The sequence below is a fragment of the Leucobacter aridicollis genome (assembly GCF_024399335.1).
Classification (GTDB): domain Bacteria; phylum Actinomycetota; class Actinomycetes; order Actinomycetales; family Microbacteriaceae; genus Leucobacter; species Leucobacter aridicollis_A.
This window is the reverse complement of record NZ_CP075339.1, coordinates 2,797,417-2,809,635: the sequence shown is the minus strand read 5'-3', so window position 1 is coordinate 2,809,635 and position 12,219 is coordinate 2,797,417. Positions and strand designations below refer to the sequence as shown.

The following is a 12,219-nucleotide window of genomic DNA, read 5'->3' as shown; positions in this document are numbered from 1 at the left end:
CTCATCGATCTTGTCCTCGAACCTTTGAGCTACGACTTCATGGTGCGCGCGCTTGCGACGACGCTCATCGCGGCGGTGGTGTGCGCGGTGCTGTCGTGTTGGCTGGTACTCATTGGATGGTCGCTGATGGGCGACGCCGTCTCGCACGCCGTGCTCCCCGGAGTCGTGCTCGCCTACATCGTTGGTGCGCCATTTGCGCTCGGGGCGGTGCTCTTCGGGTTCCTCGCGGTCGCACTCATTGGCGCGGTCAGGGATACGAGTCGGGTGAAGGAGGACGCGGCGATCGGGATCGTGTTTACCACGCTCTTCGCCCTTGGTCTCGTGCTCATCTCGGTGACGCCGTCGCAGACCGACCTCAACCACATCATCTTCGGCAACCTGCTCGGCGTCTCCGAGGGTGACCTGCTCCAGATTGTCGTGCTCGGCGCCATCACGCTCGTGGTGCTTGTCGCAAAGCGGCGCGACTTCACTCTGTTCGCGTTCGACCCGACCCACGCGCACGCGATCGGGCTGAACCCGCGGCTGCTCGGGGCCGCGCTGCTCGGGCTCCTCGCGCTCACCTCAGTCGTGGCCCTGCAAGCGGTCGGCGTGGTGCTCGTCGTCGCGATGCTCATCATTCCGGGTGCGACCGCGTACCTCCTTACCGATCGGTTCTCGCGGATGCTCGTGATCGCTCCGGCGATCTCCGCCGTTTGCGCGATCGCCGGGCTGTACTGCAGTTACTATCTCGACACAGCCTCCGGCGGCATGGTCGTCCTCGCGCAGGGCACCGTCTTCGCGTTCGTCTACCTGTTCAGCCCGCGGCACGGACTCATCGGGACGCGGCTGCTCGCCCGACGGCGGAGGCGGCGGGCTGCGGCGGGCCGGGCGGGCGAGCTGCAGGAAGCCCACTCGTAGCGCACCCGCCGAACCTGTCGGTGACGGGGCGCACGCGCAGGTCGTGGCGGTTCGCCGACCCGACCTGCGCGGCTGGATTAATGCGCGTCGGTTTCGGGCACGACGGTAGGTTCGCCCTCGGTCTGCTTCGCGAGCTGCGCCCGAACGTCGTCCATATCGAGGCCGCGAACGGCATCGATGAGCTGGTCGAGCGTTGGCGCGGGCAACGCTCCGGCCTGCGCGAACACGTTGATACCGTCGCGGAACGCCATGATCGTCGGAATCGAGGTGATGCCGAACATGCCCGCGAGCTCCTGCTCGGCTTCGGTGTCGATCTTGCCGAATACGATGTCTGAGTTCGCCTCGGACGCGGTCTCGAAGACCGGGGCGAACGACCGGCACGGCCCGCACCAGGCAGCCCAGAAATCAAGGAGAACGATCCCGTCCGTGCCGATGGTCTGCTCGAGGTTGTCTTTGGTGATTTCGACTGTAGTCATAGTGCTTGGCGGCGAGGAATCTCGCCGGTCCCCTCTCTGTTCCTTCCAGCGTACGCGGCAGCCGGCCGCGCTGGGGAGCGGTGTTCTCGGACGGCTAAACCGTGCGCGCTCGCCCCGCACAGGAGTATTCAAGCTCGGCCCGCGTACATTACTCAGCAACGCTGTCGAGCGCTCGGGCCGTCCCGCGGCTCGGTGAGTCCGTCGCGGCAACCGGCGGGGAAGGATCGGTCAGGTGAGTAGGGGCAGGAACGTTAGCGCAATGCGTCAGCGGGGTGAGCTCGCGCTGCGGGCGCTGCGCGCCTGGGGGCCGCGGCAGGTGTTCGTCGCGGCCGGGGTCGCCATCGCATTCGCCGTGCTTGTCGGGGTCGCGACTGTGCTGATCCCGAATCCGTGGTTTGCTCGGGAGATTGAGACAGTGTGGTGGAACTACCCGGTGTGGATCCTGACCGCGATCGGAGTTGGCCTGCTCACCGCGACCTACATGCGGCCCGCGGGGACGGGCGGAGTCACCGAGATCCCGACAGAGCGCAGGAGCACGCGCATGGGCCTCGCCGGCGGTGTACTTACCTGGTTCGCGGTTGGGTGCCCGGTGTGCAACAAGATCGCCCTCATCGCGCTCGGCTACTCTGGCGCGATGAGCTGGTTCGCGCCGCTCCAACCGGTGCTCGCCGTCGCGGCGCTGATCCTCACCGCGGTCGCGCTCGTCTGGCGTCTGAGCGGTCAGGTTGCGTGCCCGATGCCGACGAAGCGGGAAGTGAGAGCGCGAGGCGCGGCCACGGAACTCGCCCGCTGACTCCCGCAGCAGCACGGCCTCGCAGTTCTCTGCACGCCCCGAACCGGGGGAGCCGCCAGATGCGGCCGGACCACGGTTCTACTCGACCCCGAGGCCGCCCGACAGGCGCTCGTGCAGGGTGCGCGTCGCCGCGTTCATGCCGACAAGCTCGACCGTCGCGCCGCGCCGCGCGTACTTCGTCGTGATCGCGTCGAGCGCGGCGACCGAGGAGGCGTCCCAGACGTGTGCCGCGCTCATATCGATGATGACGCGCGGCGGGTCACCCGTGTAGTTGAACATCGTCGTGAGGTCGTTGCTCGAAGCGAAGAACAGCTCTCCCGTGACACGGTAGGTGACGGACTCGTCACCGGGTTCACGCTCGACAGCGACGACGTGCGCGACGCGGCGGACGAAGAGCACCGCTGCAACGACGACCCCGGCGATCACGCCGATCGCAAGGTTGTGGGTTGCGAGCACGACGGCGACTGTCGCCACCATTACAAACGTCTCACTCTTTGGAAGCCTGCGGAGCGTGCTCGGGGCGATCGAGTGCCAATCGAACGCGGCAACGGACACCATGATCATCACAGCGACGAGCGCAGCCATCGGGATGAGGGAGACGAGGTCGCCGAGCACGAGGATCAGGATCAGGAGGAACGCGCCCGCGAGGAAGGTAGAGACGCGGGTGCGGGCACCAGACACCTTCACGTTGATCATGGTCTGCCCGACGACCGCGCAGCCGCCCATCCCGCCAAACATCCCGGCGAGCAGGTTCGCGACGCCCTGCGCCCAGGTCTCGCGCGTCTTGTTTGAGGGGGTGTCGGTGATGTCATCGACGAGCTTCGCCGTGAGGAGCGACTCCATAAGCCCAACGAGCGCCATGCCGAGCGCGAAAGGACCGATGATGCTGAGCGTCTCCCATGTCAGGGGAACGTGCGGGAAGAAGAACTCGGGGAGGCTATCGGGCAGGTCGCCTTTGTCACCGACCGTTGGTACGTTGATCGCGAGAACGGCGGCCGCGGCGGTGATGATGATCACCGATACGAGTGGTGCAGGGACCGCCTTCGTGATCTTCGGCATGAGCACCATGATGACGATTCCCGCGGCCACGAGCGGGTACACGGCCCAGGGAACTCCGATGAGCTCGGGAAGCTGCGCGCCGAACACGAGCAGCGCGAGCGCATTCACGAAGCCAACCATGACGCTACGTGGGATGAACCGCATGAGCTTCGCGACTCCGAGGGCTGCGAGCCCAATCTGCAAAATGCCCGCAAGCAGAACAGTGGCGATGAAATAGTCAAACCCGTGGTCGCGCATCACCGGGGCGATCACGAGGGCGACTGCTCCCGTCGCGGCGGTGATCATGGCGGGCCTGCCGCCAAGAAACGCGATCGAGACCGCCATGACAAAGGAGGAGAACAGACCGACCTTTGGGTCGACGCCGGCAATGACCGAGAAAGCGATTGCCTCAGGGATCAGCGCGAGCGCGACAACTAGGCCGGCGAGGGCCTCGCGGAGGAGTAGGCGGGGCGAGCGCAGCGCCTGCAGTGTCGTCGGAGAGGCGATGGGTTGTGCGGCGGGCATAGCTATCGGGTCCTCTCAAGACACGGTGCAACGGTCTGTGAAGCGGGAGCCGCCACAGCGACGTCTCCAGTTACGGTCGTTGGTTCTGAACTGCCCACTCGTCAGCGAGGAGCGCGTACAGGACACCGTCGATCCATCCAAGATCGCGGTGCAGCGACTCGCGAACTGAGTACGACTCACGGCGCATTCCAACGCGCTCCATGAGGCGCCATGACGGCGCGTTGTCTGCGAAGGCCCCAGCCTCGACGCGGCGCAGCCCGAGCTGCGTAAAGCAGACTTCGATCACCGCACGAACGGCCTCAGTGGCGAACCCCTGACCGACGACATCGGGGGAGAACGTCCAGCCAAGCTCGGCCTGCACGCCCGTCGCTTGGTCGCGCACCTCACGCTGGCCCCAGCCGTCTCCGGCGGCGAGCATGACGTCGCCGATAATCCGTCCGTCGAGCTCGACGACGAGGCAGTTGAGGTATTTCTCCGGGTATGTCGCAATCCAGTCTGCGTGGTCGACAGGATGCCACCCTAGCCACTTGCCGACCTCAGGGAGCTGCCTGTGTGCCCAGAGAGCTTCGGCGTCTGAGAGCTCGGCAGGCCGCAGCGACAAGCGCTCAGTCTGTAGCGGCCAGTCGAGGCTTCGGAACGCAGGCTGAGGTGCGGAATCGTCTGACACGAATGTAAGTGTAGCGGTTCGAACTTTTCCTGCTTCCTCCGTATCCGCCCAGGAAGCACGGCATGTACGGCACTTCGCATGGTTGGCCGGATAGTGTGAGCGAAGCGATCGGCAACTGCCCGTGGCTTGACCAGAGTGGCTTCCCGGCAACTCGCAACCGAATGGGTGCTGATCTTGACGATGACCGTTACCCCCACGCTCGAGGGCCTCGGCCCGCTCCGCTACACGAGAGCGCGAGCGGAGGACTTCCCACCTGTCGCGAAGGCATACACGACGCTCTCGCAGATCGCGCGGGAGTCCGGCCTCTTTGCGCGTACCCCCTGGTTTTATGCGCTTGTAGGAGTTGCAATTCTGGTCGGTCTCGTCGCGACGACCGCCGGATCGATCCTGCTTGGAGACTCCTGGTTCCAGTTGCTGATGGCTGCGGCCTATGCCCTGCTCTTCACCCAGGTCGCATTTCTGACTCACGAGGCAGCTCACAGGCAGATCCTCTCGAGCGGGCCCTCCAACGACAGGCTTGCGCGCGTTCTCGCAGCGAGCATCGGCATGAGTTATGCGTGGTGGGACTCCAAGCACACACGGCATCACGCCAACCCGAACCGGGTGGGTAAGGACCCAGACATCGAGATCGACACGATCTCGTTCATTGAAGAAGACGCGGTGAAGGCGCGCGGATTCATTCGGTTTCTGACGCAACGCCAGGGCTGGCTGTTCTTCCCGCTGCTCACGCTCGAAGGGCTGAACCTGCACCGTCACTCCATCGTCTACCTGCTGCAGCGAGGGCCCGTGAAGGGTCGGTGGATTGAGCTTTCAATCATCGTCGCCCGCTTCGCGCTGATCCTCGTGCCAGTGTTTATGTTTCTGCCCATCGGGATGGCATTCGCGTTCATCGGCGTGCAGCTCGCAGTGTTCGGCGTCTACATGGGTGCGTCGTTCGCTCCGAACCACAAAGGCATGCCTGTCATCGCTCACGACGCGAAGCTCGATTTCTTCTCGAAGCAGGTGCGCACGTCGCGGAACATTCGCGGCGGCTGGTGGGCGACCTCACTCATGGGGGGCTTGAACTACCAGGTCGAGCACCACCTGTTCCCCAGTATGGCGCGACCGAATCTCTCAAAGGTACGCGTGCTTGTGCGGGAGCACTGCGAGAAGCTTGGCGTTCCCTACACCGAAACCTCGTTGCTCCGCTCCTACGCGATCGTGATTCAGTACTTGAACCGCGTCGGACTTGCCGCGCGTGACCCATTCGAGTGCCCGATTACGGCGACCTACCGGAAAGCCTGACCAGGTAAGCCTCCCGCACTACACTCGGGAGCATGCAACCCTCACTCGGAGCAGCGGTCGTCGGCTCAGGGCCGAACGGCCTGGCAGCCGCGGTGACGCTTGCGCGTGCAGGGATCCCCGTTACGCTCTTCGAAGCAATGGAGAGCCTGGGTGGAGGCGCCCGAACGCTTTCACACGTCACCCTTGGAGTTGTGCACGACGTGTGCTCGGCGATCCACCCAATGGCGCTCGCAACCGGTTTCTTCCGAGAGTTCGAGCTGACCAGACGGATGAACTTCGTCGTACCCGACGCCTCCTACGCGCATCCCCTCGACGGCACTGCTGGGAGTACCGCCGCCGTCGCATACCGTGACATCGAGCGCACGGCGAGCGAGCTTGGCCGCGACGGCGCCGCATACGCGCGGCTCTACAAGCCCCTCCTTGAACGCCTCGACGGTGTGCTTGACGTTGCTCTTGGCGGGCCTGTGCTTCGGTGGCCAAGCGATCTCCTCGCTGCTGCTGCGTTTGGCGTGCGAACGCTTGAACAGGGCACCCCGCTCTGGGACTTGCGGTTCCGCGAAGAGCACGCCCCGGCGCTTGTCACTGGAGTCGCAGCGCACAGTATTGGCAGATTGCCCGCGCTCACACACGCGGGCGTAGCGTTCGTGCTCGGTGCGCTCGGTCACGCTTCGGGCTGGCCGGTGCCCGTCGGAGGCTCGCAGGCCATCACCGACGCGCTCGCCGCAGATCTTTTGATGCACGGTGGCCGTATTGAACTCGGCAGGCGGATTGCACATCTCGACGAGTTGGCAGGCTTCGAAGTCAAACTTTTCGACACGTCAGCTCGAGGGCTTGTGGAGATCGCCGGTGACGCGTTGCCGAGTGGGTATCGGAAGCGATTGATGGGGTTCAGGTACGGCAACGCCGCAGCCAAACTTGACCTTGTGCTTGACGGCCCGATCCCGTGGCGCGACGCGCGCGTCGAACAGGCGCCGACCGTGCACCTCGGCGGCACTCGGGCTGAGATCGTCGCCGCCGAAGCGGAGGTCGCGCGCGGACGCCACGCCGCACGTCCATACGTGCTCGTTGCGCAGCCGGCGGGCTGTGATCCCGGGCGGAATCCCGGTGGCGTGCACGCGGTGACGACCTACACCCACGTGCCAAGTGGCTCAACTGCCGACGTGACCGAGACAGTGCTGTCGCAACTCGAGCGCTTTGCGCCGGGGGTGCGTGATCGTGTCTCAGCGGTTCGGATGACGACTGCCGCGGAACTCGGGCGCGAGAACCGAAACTACGTCGGTGGTGACTTTAGTGCGGGGCAGGTGTCACTCCGTCAGCTTGTCGCGCGGCCTGTCCTTGGCAGTGAGCCATGGCGTACGCCAACGAAGGGCGTGTACCTGTGCTCGTCATCGACGGCGCCGGGACCTGGCGTACACGGCCTCGCTGGCTGGTATGCGGCGAAGTCGGCGCTGCGCCGTGAGTATGGACTCGATGTGCCATCGCTCGCTTTCGGCGGCTAGACATTCCAGATGCTCACGCGTGACGATCGCAGCACGTTGAAGCAACCGGCAGCCGTGGCCGTTGACAGCTAGCCTTCATGCGGGCCCGTGGCAGTTACGGCCGGAACGTCGAGGGGGAATGGTGTGGTGTGTGGAGAGTCGCAATATTTGGGGGAAGCGATGGGGGGAAGCCCACTCCCCACACACCAGACCTATCTCACCTGATACCACATTGGGGGAAGGTACCGTCATCATTGATGTGGGTGAGAAGTCCTACAGTGAGAATCACCGGGACTAATGAAACAGTACTTGAGTTCCGGCGGCTTCGGGAGTGCTTTGAGTGATATTGGGTGTCGAAAACCGACTCTTAAGTAGTGAAATCACTCCGCACAGCTGTCAATTATGAGTATTTAGGTGCAAATCTCACGCGAATAGGGGTAACGGCCCTCAGTCGTTAGCCGTACCCGCCGCCGCAATAGCGGATGACGGGAGTGCAGTACTCAGCTCTCGCCGGGATGACAGGCCGAGCTTCTTCATCGATCGGGCGATGTGGTTCTCAACGGTGCGGATGCTGAGGGTGAGTCGATCAGCAATCTCGCGATTGCTGAGCGTGGCAGTAAGCGGCGCTATCTCGAGCTCCCGGGGTGTGAGCGACTCCACCGCCGGCCGCCGTTCCGGGCGCGGACCTTGCGGCAGCGGCTCCTTGAACATGTGGAAGGCCTGTCTCGCCTCCGCGACGGCCTCCACATAGTCAGGGTCGATAGGTGCGCCGTTGTCTCGATGCGATTGTTCGATATCGTCGAGAAAGTCCGCCGCAGTGGCAATCTCAGACAGTGTCGTGAGGCGGGAGATGAAAAGAAAGATCTGGGGATCCTGTCTGAGCGCGGCTCTGGCGAACGTTGACAACCGGGTCGACCAGGCGTACGCAGGGAGCGCGGCGAGCTCGTCGAGGAAATCTAACGCGGCGTCGTTCGGGTTGAGCTGAAACGCGAACCTTGCCATCGACCAGCTGGCGTCGACGAATGACCGGTCGTAGCAGGCACGTGCCTCGGCGAGAAACGCCTCGCTGGCTGTGCGTGGCCCATCTTCAAAGAGCACCTCGAGCGCGTCGCCAAATTCAGGTCGCATCCCGGGCATCGGGCCGCGCAGCTCTGGGTAGGTGCGACTCTCTTTCAGGAGGGACTGAGCGATGTCGGTGCGACCGTCGCGATAGTGCAAAAACGCAGACCATCGCAGCATCGCCGCGTACAGCACCGCGAAGCGAAGATCGAGACTGCCAACCGAAAGTGCCTGGCTGAGCGTCGACCGCGCATCAGAGAGCCTGCCGAGGCCGAGGAGAATCTGTGACCTGACGTATGAGTCGACAAGAAACGGCACTGGATCGTCGCCAGGGAGCAAGCTGATCGGATCGGCGAGCAGGCGCTCGAGAGAGTCGTCCACCGCGCTGTGTCGAACGACTGTCATGAGGTGTGTCTGCTCCGCGATGAGTCGCTGCAGCGGAATCCTTGCCGGGGTGTCGGGTGCCTCAGCCATGGGGAAAATGCGGCCGGCCGACGCGTCGACATACTCAGCGATGGTCTGGCTGAACCCAACGGGGTCGACGCCGGGGTTGGCGAGCCACGTTTGAACACGTTCGGTGAGGCCGTCATTCGAGAATTCGGTGTACATGTCGAAAGCGTCAAGCGCCGCTGCGAAGTCTGCGTGACGCGCGCGAAGGGCAGAAGTGTGGCGCGAGCTCGAGCGGTGCCCGGGGGTGGCTAACGCCTGTTCGTGCAGTGCGAGCTGGAGCATCTCGACGGCGTTCTCGGAGGAATCGGGGGTGTGCTCGATGACCTCTGCTGCGGTGCCAGGGTAGCCCCCCGCCTGGACCAGCGCGTCGAGGTACGAGATTGCATGCGGCGGATTGGGGAGTCGTCGCCAGTCTTGGGCTGCAACCGCGAGCCGCTGTTCTGCTTCTTCACGAATGTAACGCGCGAGCCCCGCGTTGTGGGTCTCTTGCGCCGTCGTGTGTGGTGTGCGGGCTCCTGTGTGCTTGCCGGTCGCTGAAGGCGGCGATTGGCCTCCCGGCGGGAGCTGCGAGAGTTCCTCCAAGAGGTCTGATGCCGAAAGGTGCAGCACATCAGCCCGCCGCTGTCTAAAAAAATCGGTGATGAGCGCGGGGCGCGGCGAGATCCGTGACTCGCCCTGTGGGTCCCGGAACATCGTCACAAGTCCGCGGTGGGTGAGCATGATGGCTGAAGCGGGGTCGTAAGCGTGCACGCGTTCTGCGGGGAGACTGCCCGCGAGCGCCAAAGCGTGGAGCAGTCTGAATGCCTCGTCAGAGAGCTCAGCGATCACTCGCTCGACGCTTTCCTCGAGGTGAACGCTCCACAAGCGGCTCTGTGGTGAGGACCACTTTTCAGCCCCTGGGTCGATGAGGTTTGCCGCATGAGAGGCGCGAATAATGTCAGCAGCAATCCCGGTGATGCCAGATGACATTGAGAAGATCTCGGAAATAATCTCGGGGCTGACAGCTGACCCGAGAATGCTCTCAGCAAGCACCCCGACCTGCTCAAAACTGAGCGAATGTAGCTCTACTCGGGCGTCTGCCCTGATAAGACGAGATGCAGTGCGTTGCTCAGTGCTCAGCTGTCTGAAGGGCGCTGACGCTAGCACCCCCGCGACGGCGCCACGATTCATGAGTGGGGCGATTGCTTGCGTGGAGGCCAGGTCGAGCCACTCAGCGTCGTCGAGGAGAAGCACGGAATTTGTCGTGCGAGTGAGCTCTGCAGTAAGGGACGCAGTGACCTCAACCGGTGAGCTGGTCTGGTGGAACCGATCTGACGAGAACCACGACTCCCTGAGCGCGCCGTACTTCACAGAGGCGAGCGCCGGGTCTGCTGCGATACGCAGAACGTTGAAACCGAGCGCGCCCAGGGAAGCCTCGAGGTCGTTGAGTAGCGACGTCTTGCCAAGCTCCTGCCCGCCGACGAGCCGAACGGTCTCTCTGGCGCGTACATGGGCGAGTAGCGTGTCAAGTTCTTTGGCGCGCAAAGTCCGGCCCCTTTCTTTAGGCCAGGCGTCGCAGCCTGGTGATGCTGGAGCCCGAACCTAAGTTGCGATTGTGATGCAATTCTACCGCGCGCGTATGATCATGAATTTCGCTTGCTTGGATAATTCAAGCCGCGTGTGGGGCTATTAGTGCTTGGTGGCCCGGTCGGTTATGTGAAGATCGAGTCTGAAATCAACTACCCCAGTGGGAAAGAGGAGATTTCCGGCTCGGGTCGCGGCTGTACGCACAACTTCCGCAACCTGTGCTGCCTGTCCTTCAGGTGTGTGCACGATGATCTCGTCGTGCAGGAAGAATGCGAGGTGGGGGCGCCGTGAAAACACCGTGCCGGAGCCCTTGGCCGATTCGGACTCGGCGCACTCTGGGAACTCGGAGAGTTGCTTCCGGATCTCAGCGAGCCACGCGAGCGCCCACTCGGCGGCAGTGCCCTGAACGACGAAGTTTCGCGTGAATCTGCCGCGCTCGCGAGCGCTCCGCCTGGCGAGGTCCTCATCCTTCCGAGTTGCTCCGGGAGCGCTTGCACGTGACTGAGCCTCATGCCATTCCGCGTCGGCTTCCGGCGACGACCGCCCGAGCCAAGTGGTGACGATTCCACCTCGCTCTCCAAGCTCTGCGGCACGGTCGACGAGGCCCATTGCTTGAGGAAAAACCCGCCTGAGCTGCGGCACGAGTCTGCCGCTGTCGCCCGACGTCGCCCCATACATTGCCCCGAGCATTGCCAGCTTTGCGTCGTCACGGTTCTCGATGGAGCTCGTTGCGACGATGCCGGCGTACAGGTCGGTATCGCGCCCAGCCGCCGCCATGCCGGTGTCTTGTGACATCGCGGCGAGCACGCGCGGCTCGAGCTGCGATACGTCTGCAATAACGAGTTTCCAGCCGGGATCTGCGCGCAGCGCTGGGCGCAACGCGCGGGGCAGCTGGAGAGCTCCTCCGCCGTTGGATGCCCACCGACCCGTGACAACGCCTCCGGGGACATAGACGGGGCGGTACCGACCACACTGCACCCATTCGTCGAGCCACGCCCAGCCGTTGGCAGTCAAGAGTCGCGACAGCTTCTTGTACTCAAGCAGTGGTTCGAGTGCTGGGTGGCTGTGCTCCGCCAGCTCCCACTGAGATGTTGAGGATGTGTCCACTCCGGCTGCGCGCAGAGCGCGGAGCAATTTGGGTGGCGAATCCAGTGATAGAAGGGGATCGTCGAGTGCCTCGCGAACTCGTGCTGCTGCCGCGGCGAGCAACGCAGGCTTCTCTGCGTAGCTTGCGGGTCGGGGACCGAGGGCAGCGGTGAGGATTCTGTCGTGCTCTGCCGCGTCCCACGGGATGCCAGCCTCCGCGAGTTCCGCCGCGATGAGCGAGCCCGCAGATTCTGCTGCCAGTAACAACGAGAGCCTGCCCGGGTGACTCGATTCGGTAACTGCAGTTCGCTGTCTGGAATACTCGGCAAGGACCTCTGCAAGCGTGGCCAGTTGACCGTGCCCACCTTGCGCGACGTCAAGGTCGAAGAGTGCTGGGCCTGAGGCGGCCGGGGCCGGGGGTTCGGATTCCAGGTCGACGTGCCACTGCCGCGCGGCGAGGAGCGGCGAGCGATCGCGCACATAGCGAGAATTGCGGAGGATCTGGTGGCACAGCCAGAGGTCGTGGCAGCGTGCAATGCTGATGCCTGCGGCGAGGAGCCGAGGATAGATTGCCGCTGCGCTCTGCCAGATCCAGCGCGGGGAGTGGGCGAGCTCGAGCTCTCGGATGAAGCCGGGAAGCTCACTGGCGGCGACTTCAACGGGTCCCGACTCGGTCCCGTCATCGTGGTGCAAGAGTGCTTCAAAATCGCCCTGCCTCGTGCGGCCAAGGGCGCACCAGCGCACAGCAGTGGCGGAGCTATTCGAACGCATGTTCTAACGTTAGTGGGTTCCGGTGGGTGTCGTGAGTCGACCCTGACAGTGACCGTTTTGCAATCGTGCCGGACCCGCTGCAGGGTTAGCGCATCGACAACGCAAAAGTTAAGGATTTATCACGAAACT

General features: G+C 63.9%; 9 protein-coding genes. 4 read left to right on the top strand and 5 right to left on the bottom strand.

The features are described from left to right. Positions 1-3 precede the first annotated feature (3 nt). The gene (locus tag KI794_RS12640; RefSeq protein WP_370647891.1) at positions 4-897 is read left to right on the top strand and encodes a metal ABC transporter permease; all 894 of its coding nucleotides are present in this window, start codon (positions 4-6) and stop codon (positions 895-897) included. A gap of 77 nt (positions 898-974) precedes the next feature. Here the strand turns inward: KI794_RS12640 and trxA are convergent, their stop codons facing one another. Then, positions 975-1,373 (bottom strand): thioredoxin, encoded by a 399-nt coding sequence (gene trxA / locus KI794_RS12635; RefSeq protein ID WP_119284828.1) that lies wholly within the window; start codon positions 1,371-1,373, stop codon positions 975-977. A 232-nt stretch (positions 1,374-1,605) separates the two neighbouring features. On the opposite strand from trxA, the gene KI794_RS12630 reads away from it, so the two are divergent. Continuing rightward, positions 1,606-2,166 (top strand): hypothetical protein, encoded by a 561-nt coding sequence (locus KI794_RS12630; protein ID WP_255808300.1) that lies wholly within the window; start codon positions 1,606-1,608, stop codon positions 2,164-2,166. Between the two features lie 78 nt (positions 2,167-2,244). Here KI794_RS12630 and KI794_RS12625 read toward each other — a convergent pair whose 3' ends face one another. Next, positions 2,245-3,729 carry a SulP family inorganic anion transporter gene (locus tag KI794_RS12625; protein WP_255808299.1) on the bottom strand — a complete coding sequence of 495 codons (1,485 nt, stop codon included), beginning with the start codon at positions 3,727-3,729 and terminating at the stop codon, positions 2,245-2,247. Between the two features lie 70 nt (positions 3,730-3,799). Continuing rightward, a complete protein-coding gene (locus tag KI794_RS12620; RefSeq protein WP_255808298.1) occupies positions 3,800-4,396 on the bottom strand; it encodes a GNAT family N-acetyltransferase in 597 nt (198 codons plus the stop codon). A 180-nt stretch (positions 4,397-4,576) separates the two neighbouring features. Between KI794_RS12620 and KI794_RS12615 the strand changes: the two genes are divergently transcribed. Together KI794_RS12615 and KI794_RS12610 are read left to right on the top strand one after the other, a co-directional pair. Beyond that, positions 4,577-5,680 carry a fatty acid desaturase family protein gene (locus tag KI794_RS12615; protein WP_255808297.1) on the top strand — a complete coding sequence of 368 codons (1,104 nt, stop codon included), beginning with the start codon at positions 4,577-4,579 and terminating at the stop codon, positions 5,678-5,680. 32 nt (positions 5,681-5,712) lie between these two features. Continuing rightward, positions 5,713-7,179, top strand: coding sequence for a phytoene desaturase family protein (locus tag KI794_RS12610; protein WP_119284824.1), 1,467 nt, complete (start codon positions 5,713-5,715; stop codon positions 7,177-7,179). A gap of 426 nt (positions 7,180-7,605) precedes the next feature. Here KI794_RS12610 and KI794_RS12605 read toward each other — a convergent pair whose 3' ends face one another. Beyond that, positions 7,606-10,191: a LuxR family transcriptional regulator gene (locus KI794_RS12605; RefSeq protein WP_119284823.1), complete on the bottom strand. Its 2,586-nt coding sequence runs from the start codon at positions 10,189-10,191 to the stop codon at positions 7,606-7,608. A gap of 144 nt (positions 10,192-10,335) precedes the next feature. After that, positions 10,336-12,090, bottom strand: coding sequence for a bifunctional 3'-5' exonuclease/DNA polymerase (locus tag KI794_RS12600; RefSeq protein WP_255808296.1), 1,755 nt, complete (start codon positions 12,088-12,090; stop codon positions 10,336-10,338). Positions 12,091-12,219: the final 129 nt, after the last annotated feature.

Coding starts and splice junctions, on each gene's coding strand:
- KI794_RS12610 (WP_119284824.1), top strand. CDS start 5,713: ATGCAACCCTCACTCGGAGCAGCGGTCGTCGGCTCAGGGCCGAACGGC.
- KI794_RS12625 (WP_255808299.1), bottom strand. CDS start 3,729: ATGCCCGCCGCACAACCCATCGCCTCTCCGACGACACTGCAGGCGCTG.
- trxA (WP_119284828.1), bottom strand. CDS start 1,373: ATGACTACAGTCGAAATCACCAAAGACAACCTCGAGCAGACCATCGGC.
- KI794_RS12615 (WP_255808297.1), top strand. CDS start 4,577: ATGACCGTTACCCCCACGCTCGAGGGCCTCGGCCCGCTCCGCTACACG.
- KI794_RS12600 (WP_255808296.1), bottom strand. CDS start 12,090: ATGCGTTCGAATAGCTCCGCCACTGCTGTGCGCTGGTGCGCCCTTGGC.